The organism is Bradyrhizobium sp. URHA0013 (assembly GCF_000518345.1).
In the GTDB taxonomy this organism is placed as follows: domain Bacteria; phylum Pseudomonadota; class Alphaproteobacteria; order Rhizobiales; family Xanthobacteraceae; genus Bradyrhizobium.
In genome coordinates this window covers 369,644-386,720 of sequence record NZ_KI912427.1, presented here as the reverse complement: position 1 = coordinate 386,720, position 17,077 = coordinate 369,644, and the positions used below count along the sequence as shown (strand labels likewise).

The following is a 17,077-nucleotide window of genomic DNA, read 5'->3' as shown; positions in this document are numbered from 1 at the left end:
CAACCACGACGATAGGCGAGCGGAAATGATCAGACAACAATCGCAACATGTTCCTGCAAAGAAAACGCGCAGCGTGTGCCGTTTGCGCAACGAAAGACGCTTAACAAATTCTTTCGAGTGTCCGCGCCTTATCCCGCCGCCTTCATTCGATAGTGGCTGACGCCCCACTCGGTTCCGTCGGCGTAGCCGAACAGGCCCGAGGTCGCAAGAAAGAACCAGCGCCAGCGTCGCATCTGCAGGGCGGTCTCCTCGCCATGGATGTTGCGCAAGGCCGCTTCGATGAAACAGCGATGGGTGTCGAAATTCGCGAGCCAGTCGTTGGCGGTGCGCTGATAATGCGTGCCGCTCCAGCACCATTCCTTCTCGACCGTGAAGATATCGTCGAATTGCCTGACGAGGTGATGGCTCGGCATCAGCCCGCCCGTTGAGACGCGCTGCGCGATCCAGTCGTCGCGATCGGCCCGGTCGAACAGGTGAGAGCCGGAGCGATGGGCGACGATGTGCATGAAGAAGCGCCCCTCGGGCGCGAGCCATGACCGCAGGCGCGTCATCAGCTTGCGCCAGTTCATCACGTGTTCGAACATCTCGACCGAGACGATGCGGTCGAATTGGCCGTCAGGCGCGAACACGTTGATGTCCGCCGTGACCACCCGCAGGTTGAGGAGACCGCGCAGCCGTGCCTCTTCCTCGATATGGGCGCGCTGCGCCTGCGAGCTCGACACCGCCGTCACCTTGGCGTGCGGAAACTGTCGCGCCATCCACAGCGACAGCGAGCCCCAGCCGCAGCCGAGCTCGAGGATGGTCTGGCCGTCGGCGAGAGCGGCATGCTCGGCGGTCTGGCGCAACGCCTCCTCCTCGGCCTCTTGCAAGGTGGTCGCGTCCGTCTTGTAGAAGCAGCAGGAGTATTTGCGGTTTGGACCGAGCACCTTCGCAAAGACCGAAGCGGGCACCTTGTCATGCCCGGCCTCCGCGTCCTCGGCGATCGGCCGCAGCATCATCCGCCCGGCGAAGGTGGCATCGTCGGCCCCGCCCAGCGCGGACAGGCGCGTCACCGTGCGCGAGCACAGGCGCTGGATCGCCGCGCGGATCACGACATCAGGCAGCGGCACCCGTTCGGCAGTCCCGATGATCGCGGACACGACGCTCATGCGACGACTCCGTCTTGGGCGGCGGGTTTTGGGCGCCAGGGGGAAAAGTGCGATTTGAACCTGTGGAATGCCGACGATTCGCAAAGTACGTCCTTACCAAAGCCCGGTTTCAGCGTTGGGTTCCCCAGCTGTCCCCGAAATCGGCGCATCCGGCGCTTTTTTTGGGCTGGCGCTGTGCCATAGTGCGCCCCGCAAGCAAGTTAACGGATGATACCGGCCATGCCGCCAGGCGCCTCGCCCCGCTCCTCCATCGACATCGAATATACAAAGCTATCCTCGCCCAGCGTCTTCCTGGTGCGGATGCTGGTCTTCCTGGTGCTCTGCGCCCTGGTCGGGGTGGTGCTCTATAAGCAGATCATCCAGGCCTTCTTCGCCAATCCCGGGCTCAATGCCCTGATCGGCGGCGTGCTGTTCATCGGTATCATCCTGGCCTTCCGCCAGGTGATCCGGCTGTACCCCGAAGTCTCCTGGGTCAACAATTTCCGCATCGCCGATCCCGGCCTTGCGCCCGCCCGCCACCCCAAGCTGCTGGCGCCGATGGCGATGATCCTCGGCGGCGAGCGCACCGGGCGGATGTCGATCACCCAGACCACCATGCGGCACCTGCTCGATTCGATCGCGACCCGCCTCGACGAGGCCCGCGACATCTCCCGCTACATGACCGGGCTGCTGGTTTTCCTCGGCCTGCTCGGCACCTTCTGGGGCCTGATCGAGACGGTCGGCTCGGTCGGCAAGGTGATCGACGGGCTTAAGGTCGGGGGCGATTCCGGCGCCCTGTTCGACACGCTGAAGGAGGGGCTGGCCGCCCCGCTCGGCGGCATGGGCATCTCGTTCTCGAGCTCGCTGTTCGGCCTCGCCGGCTCGCTGATCCTGGGCTTTCTCGACCTGCAATCGAGCCAGGCGCAGAACCGTTTCTACACCGATCTCGAAGACTGGCTTGCCACCACCGTGCGCGAATATGGCAACGGCGAGGTGGCGGTCGCCTCCGGTGGCGGCGGTGGCATTGCCAGCGGCGAGCTTCAGGCCGTCGTCGAGCGCTTACGTTCGGTGCTCGAGGAAGGCAGCGGCAGCCGCGGCACCACCGCGGCGATGGCGAGCCTCGCCGAAGCCATCCAGGCGCTGGTCTCGCATATGCGGACCGAGCAGCAGATGATCCGCGAATGGGCCGACGGCCAGGGCGAGCAGAACCGCGAGATCCGGCGCCTGCTGGAGCGCATCGCGCGTCAGCCCGAGAAGGGTTAGCGAAATGGCACTGGCGCGCGGCCGCCGCGGCGATACCTCCTTCAATTACTGGCCCGGCTTCGTCGACGCGCTGTCGACGCTGGTGCTGTCGATCGTGTTCCTGCTGTCGGTGTTCCTGGTCGTGCAGTTCTTCCTGTCGCAGGAGGTCACCGGCAAGGACAAGGCGCTGGAGCAGCTCAACGCCAAGATCGCGCAGCTCAACGAATTGCTGTCGCTGGAGAAGCTCGGCAAGCTCACGCTCGACGACCAGGTCTCGTCGCTGAAAGCCGGCCTCGCTTCGGCCGAGAGCGAGCGCGACCGCATCAAGGGCCTCTATGACGGGCTTGCCGCCGCCGGCAACGATGCGCAGGGCAAATCCTCCGAGCTCGGCAAGGCACTGGACTCCGAGAAGGCGGTTTCCGCCCGCGCGCTGGCGCAGATCGAGGTGCTGAACCAGCAGATCAGCGCGCTGCGGCGGCAGCTAGCGGCGCTGGAAGAAGCGCTCGACGTCAGCGAGAAGCGCGATAAGGAATCGCAGAATCGAATTGCCGATCTGGGGTCTCGCCTGAATGTCGCCCTGGCGCAGCGGGTTCAGGAATTGTCGCGCTACCGCTCGGAATTCTTCGGCCGGCTGCGCGCCATCCTCGGCAACCGTCCCGACATCCGCATCGTCGGCGACCGCTTCGTATTCCAGTCCGAAGTGTTCTTCGACACCGGACAGGCGGTGCTGCTGCCCGAAGGCCGCACCGAGCTCGACACGCTGGCGACCGCACTGATCGAGCTCGACAAGAAGATCCCGAACGAGATCCCCTGGGTGCTGCGCGTCGACGGCCACACCGACGTGCGCCCGGTCAACGGTGCGAATTTCAAGTCGAATTGGGACCTCTCGGCCGCCCGTTCGATCTCGGTGGTGCAGTACCTGATCTCGCTCGGCGTGCCCGCCCAGCGCCTTGTCGCCGCCGGCTTCGGCGAATTCCAGCCGCTCGACACCGCCAACACTGAGGAAGCCTACAAGCGCAACCGCCGCATCGAGCTGAAGCTGACGGAGCGGTAGTGAGCGCCCTCCATCTTCGTCCTTACCTTCCCGCGGACGAGGCCGCCTCAATCGATCTCTGGCATCGCACCTGGCAGCAGGCCTATCCGCAGATCGACTTCGCGGCACGGCTGGACTGGTGGCGCGAACGCTGGCGCAAGGAGCTGGTGCCGAAGGCTTCGATCGTGGTGGCGGAGCAGGACGGCGCACTCACGGGCTTCGTCACCATCGACGGCGACGGCTATCTCGACCAGCTCGTTGTCGATCCCGCGCATTGGGGCTCGGATGCGGCGCGGCTGCTGGTGGACGAGGCCAAGCGCCTGTCTCCATCGGGCGTGACGCTGCTCGTTAACAAGGACAACACCCGCGCCATCCGCTTCTATGAGCGCAACGGCTTCGCGCATGCCGGCGACGAGGTGAACCCGACCTCGGGCCGGCCGGTACTGAAGATGATGTGGCAGCCTTAGATTCTGACGGTCTTGATTCTGGCGGGCGTGACGCCCGTCACGTCGGGATCCCATGGCGGCAGCTATTCGTTGTGCCTCGAGAAGGTGCGCCGGCAAGCGGATGGAGATGACCGATGAAACTGAGCGATCTGGCCAAGGGATCTTCGGTCCTGCTCGGCGTCATCGTCGCCGGATATGTCTCCACGAGCTATGTCGACCAGCGCCTCGCCACGCCGGTCAAGACGACGAGTGCTCCGACGAACGGCCTTGGGCCATCGGCCTGCGTCGATGAGGACGGGAGCTGGAAGAACTGGCCATGGCCGAATGTGCCGGCGCTGTCGCCGAAGTGTCGATGATCGGCGCTGTCGCGTAACTCGCCGTGACGCGCTCTCGGCTCAGGCGGAGTTCGAGCTCGAATTGCCAGCTCTTGGCTTTGAGGATCGCGTGGCGGCTTTCTTCGCGAAGCTCGATCGACTCGTTGATCGTTCGCTGCGCCCGCTCCAGGAGTTCGCGGGTCTCTTCGCTGTATGGCTGGGCCATGATGCGCACTCCCGTTGAGGCGGGAGCGCAAATCATCTCTCAGGCACCGACGCCTATGGACGAGCCTTTGGCCGGCGATACCTGATTAGGCGCCACATCCGGGGGAACCGCAAGGTCCATCCACTCGGCTCAGGGCGCGCGGGCGCCCTATCCGAAATTCCGGAAGCCCACGATGAGCAATCCGAAACTCAACACAGCGATCGCGCCTGTGCCCACGATAACAAGCAGGGCCGCCTTCCACCCCGCAAGGCCGCGCTTTTGCTGCCAAATAGCGAACAGGATGAGGAGGATGAAGAGTACCGGACCGATCAGAACAATCATTCAAGTATTCCAATGACAACGTCGTTTCAGATCCACCGCACGGATCGTCAAGTCCTGCTGGACCTGGACCATTCCAAATCCGACCAGGAAGGCAAGTGCGCAGCGCTCCCAATACGAACGGCACCAAGCTCCCTCCCTCGAGGGCTTGGGCGCTGGCTATCGGCCGCCGGCATCACGTCCGGGCCCGTCTTCCGCGAGAAACGTCCGCGCCCGCGCTCTGTCGGAGATTCGTGGCGCGCGGATCGTGAAGCCTCCCTCGTTGAGGGCTAGATCGGAGGACCATTGGCGAGTGGGCGGAAGCCTTCTTTGTTTCAGGGGAGGGAAGGCCGGCAATTCGCTGAGCTTAGGATCTGAGCCCCAACATCGATGAAATATCGATCAGTTTGAAATGCTTACCAAAGACTGCAATGCCGCAGCCGATCAGGGTACTGACGAGCATGGCGCAACCGACGCTGATCGAAACACTGTCGCCTCGGGAAATCAGAAAGAACGACGAGAAAACTCCGCCAAAAAATCCGGCGATACCCGCAATCAGAATGATGCGCTGATTTGACTGCTCCCATCCGGCCTTCTGCTTTTGTAGCTCGAATTCACGAGCTTCCTTTTCGTTGGAGGAGACTGCAATCCGGAGCTGTTCTTCCTTCTCGGCAATGACGCGGTTAAGTGATTGGATGTTTACGTTGAGAGTGGCAATCTCGGCGTTTTGTGCTGCGATTAGGATAGCTTGAAGTTCGTCGTGCTTAGCCTGGAGAACTGGCACCAGTTCTTCCAACTTATCGAATGACTGACTGATCGCAGCGTTGTCCTCCTCGAGGAATCTGGTGGCCAGGCGGTTCCCCTTCTTGCACCATACCTCCCAGATCCGTTTACCTAAAAGGATATGAGGACCGCAGATCTCTTCGAGTGGCTGCCCTTTATAGATCTCGTGGAATGCCCTTTCAGCCTGCGCCTCAGTCATTGGCATGGAAATCCCCCCTGAAAAGTCGGCACACTACCAGCGGTAGAATGCGCCAATCAAGCGGGTTAGCGGGCCGCTGGCCTTGTGGATTCGCGTCCCGTGCGCCGATTTCTCAGGAATGCGCACCAGCCTTCAGGATTGTTCCCGGAGTCAGATGCTGAGTCTCGACAGCAGGACGCCCACCAGCCCTTCGGTGATGGCTCCAGCTCCGATTGATCGTACTGCGCAGCCTCATTCTGGAGGCGCTAGGGGCTCTTATCGGACTTCAGAATTGGGTTGTCCGATCTTGGCCGTGATTATTCCTCTGCTTGGCTCTTTTCCACGTCTCGGTTTAGTGCCTCCTTGAACATTGGAATGTCTAGCATCGCCCCCATCGTGTGCTTACGCAGATAATCTTTTGTCATGGGAGTGTTTGAAGCAAGTTGGGCGACTGCAGGCGAAGGATCCAAATAAATCCCGTAAAGCAAGAGCAGACGGTCTGCGGCGGTGAGATCGCGAACCTCTCTCTCAAGATCAGCCTTGCGGTACGCCAGAAATGAACTGTCATCAAACTGGATGGCATTCCAGGTTTGGAGCGGGTCTACTGGACCGGGTGTCAGCGTCTGAAAGTGAGACGCCATGCGCTTCTCCCGCTGCTTCCAACTGTTCGGATCACCGAGAAGAATGAATTCTGGGTGGTCCTCGCAGCGTGCCCAAGCCCAATGCGCCAGCTTGTTCCGCGTTTTCTTTACTGCCTCTACGACCTGCAGGACCGCTGAGAAAACTCGAAATTCTGACGAAGACATCATGCTCCGTGCCGCGGCTTCAATGGCTTTGGTTTGAAGGCTTTGTGTTTGTAGGATCGAGAAGATGGCGAGGGCCGGCGCGGCATCTGCACCCAGCAGCCTTATCAACAAAACACTCAGTTCGCGTTCAACCGATGACCAACTGGCGAAGATCTGACAGACCAGCGCGGCCATTTCAGGTTTATCGGCCAAAACTTTTACGTCGAGGACGATGTGAGGGTTTTTGACAAACGCGGTTATTCGCTGCGGCATCGACGGTCCAACCATTTGCGCGTGCGGACAATAGTCTAACCGAGTCGCCGCGGGTCCTCCCAGGGCGCAAAGCAAAACCGGTGGCCCGGCTCCAAGGTCGCTAGGCTGCGGGGGTCAAATCTGATGCAACGCCCCCTGATGCAACGCCTTTGGAGCTGATTTCGATCAGCGAGGGGCCTGGAAGAGCGGGATGGACAAGTCTAACCCTTAGCCGTCAGATCGAGAGCGAGGCGGTCCGGTCCCACTGCGGAAGAGTCGCGTTGGTTCAAGTGATTGCGGACCGTAAGGCCAACGTCAGCCTGTCGCGGCGCCGGCCGGCCGAACCGAAAGCGGGGAAGGCAGCCCGATCAACCTTGCGAAGCGGCCTATCCCAATCGTGCTGCTCGATTAGATGGACAAATATCCGCTATCGACCGGCTACGAAGGGAGACCATGTGGTGCGACCCTCCCGCCAAATCTCCGCTGTCATTCCCAGCGAAGGCGGGGAATCCAGTACGCCGCGGCTTCTCGATTAATCACTGTCGTCTCGGAGTACTGGATCGCCCGCCTTCGCGGGCGATGACACTGTGAGTGGGGCAGCAGTCCGAACGCCTCCGCCTCACGCCCCCTCGAACTGCAACCTCGCCAGCCTGGCATAAAGCCCGTTCGCGGCCACGAGCTCCGCATGCGTGCCCTGCTCGACGATCCTGCCCTGGTCCATCACCAGGATGCGATCGCACGACAGCACGGTGGCGAGGCGGTGCGCGATCACCAGCGTGGTGCGGTGGCGCATCAGTTCTTCCAGCGCGGTCTGCACCAGCGTCTCGCTTTCGGCATCGAGCGCGGAGGTGGCTTCATCGAGCAGGAGAAGCGGCGCATCGCGCAGGATCGCACGCGCGATCGCGATGCGCTGGCGCTGGCCGCCGGACAGCGTCACGCCGCGCTCGCCGAGCGGGGTGTCGAAACCTTCGGGCAGGCGGCGGATGAACTCGGCGGCGTGCGCGAGCTCGGCGGCGCGCTCGACCTCGGCGTCGGTGGCATCGGGCCGGCCGAAGCGGATGTTGTCGCGGGCACTTGCCGCGAACACATTCGATTCCTGCGGCACCAGCGCGATGCGCGAACGGAATTCACGCGGATCGGCGGATTTGACCGGCACGCCGTCGAGCGAGATCGCGCCGCTGCGCGGATCGTAGAAGCGCAACAGCAGATGAAAGATCGTGCTCTTGCCGGCGCCGGACGGACCGACGATCGCGACCTTCTCGCCGGGGCGCACGGTGAACGAGACGGCATCGAGCACATTGACGTCGCGCCGTGCCGGATAGGCGAAGCTGACATGGTCGAAGCCGACTTCGCCGCGCGCCGGCACCGGCAGCGCGCGCGGCGACGCGGGCGCGGTGATATCGGGCTGCACATGCAGGATCTCGAACAGGCGCTCGGAAGCGCCTGACGCCGCCGAGATCTCGCCCCAGACCTCGCTGAGCTGGCCGAGGCCAGCAGCCGCGAAGGCCGCATAGAGCACGAATTGGCCGAGCCGGCCCGGCGTGATGGTGCCGGTCAGCACGTCGTGCGAGCCGATCCAGAGGATCGCGACCACGCTTGCGAACACGATGAAGATGATGATGGCGGTGAGCACGGCGCGCGCCTGCGTAGAGGTGCGCGCGGCCTCATAGGCCTGCTCGACCTCGCCGCCGAAGCGCCTCTCGGCGAGGCTCTCGCTGGTATAGGCCTGCACGGTACGGATCGCACCGACGAGTTCGCTCGCATAGGCGGAGGCCTCGGCCAGCGTGTCCTGCGCATTGCGCGACAGCCGCCGCACCCAGCGCCCGAAGGCGACCAGCGGCAGCACGATCAGGGGAATGGCCAGCAGCACGAAGCCTGATAGCCGCGGGCTGGTGATCACCATCATCGCCGCGGCACCGAAGAACATCATCAGGTTGCGCAGTGCGATCGAGACCGAGGCGCCGACGGAGGATTTGATCTGGGTGGTGTCGGCGGTCAGGCGCGACACCAGCTCGCCGCTGCGCGCCGAATCGAAGAAGGCCGGCGACAGCGACAACAGATGGGCGAAGACGTCGCGCCTGAGATCGGCAACGATGCGCTCGCCGATCGTCATCACGAGGTAGTAGCGCGCGGCGCTCGCGAGTGCGAGCACGGCGACGACGGCGATCATCACCGAGAAATAGCTGTTGATCAGCTCGATGCCTTCAGGCGTCAGGCCGAAGTCGATCATCCTGCGCACCGCGACTGGCACCAGCAGGGTGGTCAGCGCCGCGATCGTCAGCGCCACGAAGGCCAGCGCAGCCCGGCCGCGATAGCGCGCGACATAGGGCGCAAGCGCCAGCAGCGGCCGCAGCTTCGCGCGGCTCTTCGCCGGCGCCTCGACCAGGTCGGCCTCGATCGACGGGGCCTCCGCGGGCCCGGTTTCAAGCCGTTCTACTGCGCTCATGAGATCCGACCAAAAGACAAAGAGAGGTAGTCTGCTCCAGATAGGCCGCGCGAGCAGGCGTGGCAAATCCGGGATGTCCCTTAGGGGGCCGCCCGGTCCCCTAAGGCCCCAAAGGCTCTGCAATGGCTTGTTTTACAGGGGCCCGTGGGGTATAGACCCCGCCAAATCCGTCATTCGATAGCCACTCAAGTGAGGCGCCGGGGCGCCGAGGAATTGCCATGAAAGCCGAAATTCACCCGAACTATCATACGATTAAGGTCGTGATGACCGACGGAACCGAGTACCTGACCCGCTCCACCTGGGGCAAGGAAGGCGACACGCTGAACCTCGACATCGACCCCAAGTCGCACCCGGCCTGGACCGGCGGCAACGCGCAGCTGATGGATCGCGGCGGCCGCGTCTCGCGCTTCCAGAAGAAGTTTTCGGGCTTTCTCAAAAAGGATTGATCCGGCCGCAAGGCTGGAGACGAAAAACGCCCCCGAAGAGCCGGGGGCGTTTTTCGTTTTGGGTGACGCTCGTCATTGCGAGGAGCTCTTGCGACGAAGCAGTCCAGACTGTCTCCGCGGAGGGATTTCTGGATTGCTTCGCTACGCTCGCAATGACGGGGGCTTACCGCTCGAACGCGGCCTTCAGCGCGTTGAGATGCGGCACCAGCGGGTTGCCGATCGAGGAATGATCGACCGGCGGGGTGTGGATGGTGGTGTCCAGGCGGCGCACGCGGGTCTGGAGGCTCATCGAGCGATGGATCAGATCCTGGAGCTGCGACGGCAGCTTCTCGATGCTGTCGGTGGAGCCGGGATCGGCGGCGGAGAGCTTGACCTTGGTTTTTTCCCGGTTGGCCTGGCCCAACGTCATCTCGCCTTCCTTGACGGCGCGGTGCAGCAGCAGCCATGAGGCGAGCTGCATCAGGCGGGTGGTCAGACGCATGCTCTCGGTCGCATAGGTGAGGCTGACGGCGCGATCGAGCGCCTTGGCCTCGGTGCGGCCGGCGCCATCGAGATAGGCGGCGGTCTCCTCGACCAGGTCCATGCCCTCGCGGAACAGGACGCCGAACGCCGCAGAATTGGTGAACCGCTCGCTGAGTTGAACGAGAGCGCCTTCGGCTTGCAAACGTTCCATGGTTAACGCCCCTTACGCAACTGTCTGACTGCCCGGCTTTGGCGCCGGCTTATGATGAACAAATCATTGCGCGGGCGGGACGCCGAGTCCAGTGACAAGCATGGATATGGTTTCCGCGGGTCTTTGCTCGGAATTCAACCGGCGCGAGACGCAAAAAGGCGGAGCTGGGCGCAAAAAAAGAGCCGCCGGAAAACCGGCGGCTTTGAAAGTTGATAACAGGGAGGCGTCAAACAGAGTGGACAGGAGCCACTCGGTGTCCAAACAAGGACAGTTCCCAGTCATAAACTCGAAAGCTTAATGTGGAGTAAACGAGCGAATATTTTGAGGGTTCGTTAGCCATGTCGGTCAGTGGCCGAGTGCGCCCGCGGAACGAATTCTCTCCGTCGCCCCGGCCTAGTGCGCAATTGCGCACGGGGCCGGGTCCATAGCCACAGGGAAAGTCGCGCGAACAGGCAACTCCGAGTCTTCGGAAAACTGCTCGCACGGCGTATGGGTCCCGGCCTCGCCGGGACGACAGCTATTGTTTCGAGCCTACTTCTTGAAAACGCTGTTCGCCGCATCGCGCGAGGCGCGCTTCTTTGTTGCGGCTTCTTCCAGCCTTGTGATCTCGCCCTTGAGCAGCGCGATGCGCTCGGTCAGTTCCTCCACCGACAAGAGCGAGAGATCCTGTCCGATGTCATGGCTGATCTTCTTGCGCGGGCGGTCGTCGTCTTCCATCGCCATCGTGGTTCCTCCTGCGTTCGCATCACAAGCGGCTGAGGCGGTTGCCAGCCTGCACCGCGCTGGCTAAGCAATGGCCTCGTTCCATCCCGCACCTTTGCTCAAGGACACATCATGGACAAGCTGCCCGCGCAAATGACCGTGGTCGCCATCTCGAAACCCGGCGGACCGGAAGTGCTGGTGCCGGAACAACGGGCGCTGCCGCAGCCCGGCCCCGACGAGATCCTGGTCAAGGTGCAGGCCGCCGGCGTCAACCGGCCCGACGTCGCGCAGCGCTCCGGCGCCTATCCGCCCCCGCCCGGCGCCAGCGACCTGCCCGGCCTCGAGATCGCCGGCGAAGTGGTGGCCGTCGGCAGCAACGCCAAGCGGCACAAGATCGGCGACAAGGTGATGTCGCTGGTCGCCGGTGGCGGCTATGCGCAGTACTGCATCGCCCAGGACGGCCAGGCGATGAGCGTGCCGCCGTCGCTGTCGATCAAGGAAGCCGGCGCACTGCCGGAAACACTGATGACGGTCTGGCACAATGTGTTCGAGCGCGGCGGGCTGAAGGCCGGCGAGACGCTGCTGATCCATGGCGGCTCGTCCGGGATCGGCACCATGGCGATCCAGCTCGCCAAAGCGTTCGGCGCGAAGGTGATCGTCACCGTGGGATCGCAGGACAAGATCGATGCCTGCCTCAAGCTCGGCGCCGATCGTGCCATCAACTACAAGACGGAAGACTTCGTCGCCGTGGTCAAGGCGGAGACGAACAATGCCGGCGCCAATCTGATCCTCGACATGGTCGCCGGCGACTATGTCGACCGCAACTATGACGCCGCCGCGCTCGACGGCCGCATCGTGCAGATCGCGACCCTCAACGGGCCCAAGGTCACCGTCAACATCGCCAAGGTGATGGTGAAGCGCCTGACCCATACCGGCTCGACGCTGCGCCCCCGTAGTAATGCGGACAAGGCGGCGATGGTGGCCGCGATCGAGGCGAAAGTGATGCCGCTATTGCGCGAAGGCCGGGTCAAGCCACTGATGGACAGCACTTTCCCGCTGGAAAAGGCATCCGACGCGCACCGGCGGATGGAAACCTCGGCACATATTGGCAAAATTGTGTTGGAGGTCTAGGTCAGCGACCCACAGGGCAGGCCGGAAACCCTTTGATTTTCCTTGCTTTCGTGGCATCTATCGCGACGCACCGAACCACCTTGTTCCGTTCGGAAAACGCCGTGCACCGAAGAGCCTGCACCGAAGAGTTTGCGTCGAACGCGGAGAACTGACCTTGCGTCTGATCAGGTGCCTCGCGCCCATAGCGCTGGGCCTCATGATTCTCGTCTGCGCGTTCCCGGCGCGCGCGCTCGACGCTGTCAGCGTCCGCGGTGACGCGCCCGCAATCGACCTCACCGGCGTGCTCGAGCATCAGCGCAGCGACGCCGACCGGATCCAGGTCTCCACCGCGCCCGGCACCGACGGCATCGTCCGCCGCATCGAGGTGCGCGCCCGCGAGGGTGGCCAGAACTGGGTGGTGTTCGCGCTCGCCAACAACACCGACGACCAGCTCGACCGCCTGATCGTCGCCCCGCATTACCGCATCGTCTCTTCGGGGCTGCTGTGGCCCGATCTCGGGCTGTCGCGCATCGCGACCATCACGCCCTCGACCGGCGACCGGCCGGAGCGGCAGGAGAGTCCGACCGCCGACGTCTTCCGCGTCACCCTCGATCCCGGCGCCGTCGTCACCTTCGTCGCGGAGCTGCGCACCGACAAGCTGCCGCAGCTCTATCTGTGGGAGCCGGAATCCTACAAGGACAAGGTCAACTCGTTCACGCTGTACCAGGGCATCGTGATCGGCATCTCCGGCTTGCTGGCGCTGGTGCTGACCATTCTGTTCGTGGTCAAGGGCAGCATCATGTTCCCGGCCGCGGCGGCGCTGGCCTGGGCGGTGCTGGTCTATATCGGCGTCGATTTCGGCTTCTGGGGCAAGGTGCTCGACATGTCGAACAACGCCGAGCGCATCTGGCGCGCGGCCGGCGAGGCGATCCTGGCGGCGACGCTGCTGGTGTTCCTGTTCGCCTATCTCAATCTCAGTCGATGGCACGTGCGCTATTCCCACATCACGGTGGGCTGGCTCGCGTTCCTGGGCTCGCTGGTGGCGCTGGCCCTGTTCGACCCTGCGGTGGCCTCCGGCATCGCGCGCATATCGCTGGTGCTGATTGCCTTCGCCGGTTTCGCGCTGATCGTCTATCTCTCCACCCACGGCTTCGACCGCGCGGTGCTGCTGATCCCGACCTGGTTCCTGCTGGTGGTCTGGGTGGTCGCGGCCGGCATGACGGTCGCGGGCTCCGTCACCAACGACATCGTCGGCCCTGCCCTGCTCGGCGGCCTCGTGCTGATCGTGATGCTGATCGGCTTCACGGTGATGCAACATGCGTTCGCCGGCGGCGGCGCCACCACCGGCGTCGTCTCCGACATCGAGCGCCGCGCGCTGGCGCTGGCCGGTTCCGGCGATCTGATCTGGGACTGGGACGTCTCCGCCGACAAGGTCTTCACCAGTCCCGAGACCGAAGCCCTGCTCGGCCTCAAACGCGGCACGCTGGAAGGTCCGGCCGCCTCCTGGCTCGAAGTGCTGCACCCGCTCGACCAGGACCGTTTCCGCGCCGCGCTCGACAGCGTGCTCGACCAGCGCCGCGGCCGCCTGGTGCAGGATTTCCGCCTGCGCACGCCGGACGGTCACTTCATGTGGTTCGCGCTGAAGGCGCGCCCGGTGGTCGGCTCGGACGGCGAGGTCTCGCGCGTGGTCGGCACGCTCACCGACGTCACTGAGCTCCGCAACGCCGAGGAGCGCCTGCTCCACGATTCCGTGCATGACAATCTCACCGGCCTGCCCAACCGCAAGCTGTTCATGGACCGCCTCGGCGCCGTCGCGCATTTTGCCAAGACCATGCCGACGCTGCGGCCGACGCTGATGGTGATCGACCTCGACCGCTTCAAGCAGGTCAACGATTCCGTCGGCATCGCGGTCGGCGATTCCATCCTGCTGACGCTGGCCCGCCGCCTCACCCGCATCCTGAAGCCGCAGGATACGCTGGCGCGGCTCGCCGGCGATCAGTTCGGCCTGATCCTGCTGTCGGAGCAGGACCCCGCCCGCATCACCGCCTTCGCCGAGACCATCCGCAAGACCATCCGCGCGCCGATCGCCTTCAACGAACGCGAGATATTTCTCACGGCCTCGATCGGCCTTGCCTTGTCCGATCCGCAAGTTCAGCTCACGGACGAGATCATCAAGGACGCCGAGCTTGCGATGTATCACTCCAAGCGCATCGGCGGCGACCGCATCGACGTCTACAAGTCCGCGATGCGCGCGCGAAAGACCGACCGGCTGACGCTGGAGAGCGAACTGCGCCGTGCCATCGAGCGGCAGGAGCTCACGATCCTGTACCAGCCGATCGTGCGGCTTGAAGACCGTTCGGTCGCCGGCTTCGAGGCGCTGGTGCGCTGGGATCATCCCAAGCTCGGACGCATGGCGCCGTCGGAATTCATCACCATCGCGGAAGAGACCGGCCTGATCATCGACCTCGGCATGTTCGTGCTCGACCAGACCGCCAAGCAGCTCTCGATCTGGCAGCGCGCGATGCGCTCGCGCGAGCCGATCTTCGCATCGGTCAACGTCTCCTCGCGGCAATTGCTGCGCCATGATCTGATCCACGACATCCGCACCGTGCTGTCGCGCTCCTCGGTCGCGCGCGGCACGCTGAAGCTGGAACTGACGGAATCGCTGGTGATGGAGAATCCGGAGCACGCGGCACAGATGCTGACGCGGATCCGCGAGCTCGGCACCGGGCTGTCGCTCGACGATTTCGGCACCGGGCATTCGTCGCTGGCCTATCTGCAGCGCTTCCCGTTCGACACCATCAAGATCGACCAGTCCTTCGTTCGCACCACCAACCGCGGCACCCGCCCGGTGATCCTGAAGTCCATCATCGCGCTCGCGCACGACCTCGGCATGGACGTGGTCGCCGAAGGTGCCGAGACCGATTCCGACGCGGTTGAGCTCTACCAGATGGGCTGCGAATATGCGCAAGGGTTTGCCTTCGGCGAACCCATGGATGCCGACGCCGCGATGCGCCTGCTCACGGAAGTGCGCCTGGAAGCGGCGAGCTAGCTTCCCCTCGCCTCACCCAGGCCTGCGCCGGTCACTCTTCAGCTTGGTGAACCGCACGCTCTCGCCGTCCGGCATCCGCATCGCCTTGAAACCCGCGGCGAGGCAGGCTTCGCGTTGCGGCATTTGGATATCCGGGCTGCGCAGGCTGTCCCACCATGAGGCACGATTCGCCGCGCGCGGCAGGGCCGCGCCGATGATCTCTTCGATCTGTTCATAGGTCAGCACGAATTCCGTCTGCTTCTGCCGCATCAGATAATCGCGCAACGCGTCGTAGTCGTTCACCGCTGTCCTCTTCGCTGGTCGAAGGCCCGCTTTGCCCAAAAACGTGAGCCGCGGAAACCAATTTTTAACTCATTCCGGCAGCGCCGTCCCGGCTTAAACACTACTCAAGCTTTCGGGCGCATTCACTGGTGCCGGGAGCAAACGATGTTGTCTCGATGGCGCGACGTCACGGCCCGACGGCCATGGCGGCTTTCGGCGAAGCTGCTGATCATCTCGTCCGTGGTGACGGTGATCGGCTTTTCCGCCATTTGCGTCAACGTCATGCTGGACATGCGCCGCGGCGAGGAGGCGCTCGCCCGCCAGACGCTGGAAAACCTGGCGACGACCATCGAGTCCGACGTCAGCCGCAACATCGAGATCTACGATCTGGCCCTCAAGGCGGTCGCCAGCAACATGCTGCTGCCGGAAATCGCCACGGTCTCGAAGCCGATCCGTCACCTCATCCTGTTCGACCATTCGACCACGGCGAGGCATTTCGGCGCGATCCAGGTGTTCGACGCCGACGGCCGGTTGACCATCGACGCCTCGACGCTCGATCCCGTTGCCGTGAACCGGGGCGACGAGGATTACTTCAAGGCCCATCGGGACAGTCCCGAAACGGGCCTCTTCATCAGCCGCCCGATGCTGTTCCGCGGCGCCTATGCAATCGTGCTGAGCCGGCGCATCAGTGACACCGACGGCGGCTTCCTCGGGGTCGTCGCCGGCTCGATCCGCTTCAGCTATTTCCACGAGTTGTTCGAGCGGCTGAACCTCGATCCCCATGACACCATCACCGTGCTCAAGCGCGACCGCACCATCATGATGCGGCGCCCGTTCGACCTCGACGTGATCGGCACCAACCTGAACGATCGGCGGACATGGAAGGCCGAAAATCTCCGGGTCGGCGCCTCCTATGCGGGCCAGGGCCCGGTCGATCCGACTCCGCGACTTTATGTGCGCAGCAGCGACAGCGGTCCGCTGTTCGTGGTGGCGGGCAAACCGCTGGCCGCGGTGTTCGAGCTCTGGCAGAGGGAAGCCTACCGCATCGGCGCCGTGGTGCTGGCGCTCAGCCTGTTCATGCTCGCATCGACGCTGGTGCTCGCGCGCGAGATCGGCCGGCGCGCCGAGGCCGAGCGCAAGCTCGAGGAGATGGCGACGACCGACGCGCTCACCGGCCTGAAGAACCGCCGCAAGTTCGACCAGGTGATCGACGTCGAATGGCGCCGCGCGATGCGGCAGCAGACGCCGATCGCGCTCTTGATGATCGATGCCGATCACTTCAAGGCCTACAACGACACGTTCGGCCACCAGGCCGGCGACCAGGTGCTGGTCGGCATCGCCATCTGCATTTCCGATTCGGTGAGCCGCGCCGGCGATTGCGCGGCGCGCTATGGCGGCGAGGAATTCGCGGTGCTGCTGCCGGGCACCTCGGTCACCGACGCCCTCACGGTGGCCGAGAAGATCCGCGCCAAGGTGCAGGGCTGGTCCGACGACCACACGAGCTCGACGGTGTCCTGCGGCATCGCGAGCCTCGTTCCGACCACGGGCATGGACTGGCCGCTGCTGGTCGCCGCCGCCGACAAGGCCCTCTACGCCGCAAAAGCCGGCGGCCGCAACCAGTCGGTGGTCGCGAGCCTGCCGAAGCTGTCGCTGGTGGCGTGAGGAGTTCGTTCCGTCATTGCGAGCGAAGCGAAGCAATCCAGA

The 17,077-nt window shown here is 63.9% G+C and carries 16 protein-coding genes; 8 read left to right on the top strand and 8 right to left on the bottom strand.

The features are described from left to right. Positions 1-128: 128 nt before the first annotated feature. Positions 129-1,148 carry a cyclopropane-fatty-acyl-phospholipid synthase family protein gene (locus N551_RS0131200; RefSeq protein WP_027570261.1) on the bottom strand — a complete coding sequence of 340 codons (1,020 nt, stop codon included), beginning with the start codon at positions 1,146-1,148 and terminating at the stop codon, positions 129-131. Positions 1,149-1,367: 219 nt separating this feature from the next. Between N551_RS0131200 and N551_RS0131195 the strand changes: the two genes are divergently transcribed. The 4 genes from N551_RS0131195 (at position 1,368) to N551_RS0131180 (ending at position 4,204) form a co-directional block, all read left to right on the top strand. After that, positions 1,368-2,390 (top strand): flagellar motor protein MotA, encoded by a 1,023-nt coding sequence (locus N551_RS0131195; protein WP_027570260.1) that lies wholly within the window; start codon positions 1,368-1,370, stop codon positions 2,388-2,390. A 4-nt stretch (positions 2,391-2,394) separates the two neighbouring features. Then, a complete protein-coding gene (locus N551_RS0131190; protein WP_027570259.1) occupies positions 2,395-3,423 on the top strand; it encodes a peptidoglycan -binding protein in 1,029 nt (342 codons plus the stop codon). Beyond that, positions 3,423-3,869: a GNAT family N-acetyltransferase gene (locus N551_RS0131185; protein ID WP_027570258.1), complete on the top strand. Its 447-nt coding sequence runs from the start codon at positions 3,423-3,425 to the stop codon at positions 3,867-3,869. The genes N551_RS0131190 and N551_RS0131185 overlap by 1 nt, the downstream gene beginning before the upstream one ends. 113 nt (positions 3,870-3,982) lie before the next feature. Then, positions 3,983-4,204, top strand: coding sequence for a hypothetical protein (locus N551_RS0131180; protein WP_027570257.1), 222 nt, complete (start codon positions 3,983-3,985; stop codon positions 4,202-4,204). Between the two features lie 331 nt (positions 4,205-4,535). Here the strand turns inward: N551_RS0131180 and N551_RS39115 are convergent, their stop codons facing one another. The 4 genes from N551_RS39115 to N551_RS0131160 form a co-directional block, all read right to left on the bottom strand. After that, positions 4,536-4,709, bottom strand: a complete 174-nt coding sequence (locus N551_RS39115) for a hypothetical protein (RefSeq protein WP_197031216.1) — start codon at positions 4,707-4,709, stop codon at positions 4,536-4,538. Between the two features lie 343 nt (positions 4,710-5,052). Continuing rightward, the gene (locus N551_RS0131170; RefSeq protein ID WP_027570256.1) at positions 5,053-5,667 is read right to left on the bottom strand and encodes a hypothetical protein; all 615 of its coding nucleotides are present in this window, start codon (positions 5,665-5,667) and stop codon (positions 5,053-5,055) included. Positions 5,668-5,963: 296 nt separating this feature from the next. Next, entirely contained in the window at positions 5,964-6,704 is a 741-nt protein-coding gene (locus N551_RS0131165) for a hypothetical protein (protein ID WP_027570255.1), read from the bottom strand. 598 nt (positions 6,705-7,302) lie between these two features. After that, positions 7,303-9,129, bottom strand: coding sequence for an ABC transporter ATP-binding protein/permease (locus N551_RS0131160; RefSeq protein WP_027570254.1), 1,827 nt, complete (start codon positions 9,127-9,129; stop codon positions 7,303-7,305). A 218-nt stretch (positions 9,130-9,347) separates the two neighbouring features. Between N551_RS0131160 and rpmE the strand changes: the two genes are divergently transcribed. Then, positions 9,348-9,575, top strand: a complete 228-nt coding sequence (rpmE, locus tag N551_RS0131155; protein ID WP_007599895.1) for a 50S ribosomal protein L31 — start codon at positions 9,348-9,350, stop codon at positions 9,573-9,575. 163 nt (positions 9,576-9,738) lie between these two features. Here rpmE and N551_RS0131150 read toward each other — a convergent pair whose 3' ends face one another. Both N551_RS0131150 and N551_RS0131145 read right to left on the bottom strand, forming a co-directional pair. Further along, positions 9,739-10,248, bottom strand: coding sequence for a DUF1465 family protein (locus N551_RS0131150; RefSeq protein WP_007599893.1), 510 nt, complete (start codon positions 10,246-10,248; stop codon positions 9,739-9,741). Between the two features lie 531 nt (positions 10,249-10,779). After that, a complete protein-coding gene (locus N551_RS0131145) occupies positions 10,780-10,971 on the bottom strand; it encodes a DUF1192 domain-containing protein (RefSeq protein ID WP_027570253.1) in 192 nt (63 codons plus the stop codon). 111 nt (positions 10,972-11,082) lie between these two features. Between N551_RS0131145 and N551_RS0131140 the strand changes: the two genes are divergently transcribed. Beyond that, positions 11,083-12,081 (top strand): NAD(P)H-quinone oxidoreductase, encoded by a 999-nt coding sequence (locus N551_RS0131140; protein WP_007605500.1) that lies wholly within the window; start codon positions 11,083-11,085, stop codon positions 12,079-12,081. A 154-nt stretch (positions 12,082-12,235) separates the two neighbouring features. Then, positions 12,236-15,112: an EAL domain-containing protein gene (locus N551_RS0131135; RefSeq protein ID WP_026232774.1), complete on the top strand. Its 2,877-nt coding sequence runs from the start codon at positions 12,236-12,238 to the stop codon at positions 15,110-15,112. A gap of 12 nt (positions 15,113-15,124) precedes the next feature. On the opposite strand, the gene N551_RS0131130 is transcribed toward N551_RS0131135, so the two are convergent. Next, positions 15,125-15,394 carry a hypothetical protein gene (locus N551_RS0131130; RefSeq protein WP_027570252.1) on the bottom strand — a complete coding sequence of 90 codons (270 nt, stop codon included), beginning with the start codon at positions 15,392-15,394 and terminating at the stop codon, positions 15,125-15,127. Between the two features lie 144 nt (positions 15,395-15,538). Between N551_RS0131130 and N551_RS0131125 the strand changes: the two genes are divergently transcribed. After that, entirely contained in the window at positions 15,539-17,035 is a 1,497-nt protein-coding gene (locus N551_RS0131125; protein ID WP_027570251.1) for a diguanylate cyclase, read from the top strand. Positions 17,036-17,077 lie beyond the last annotated feature (42 nt).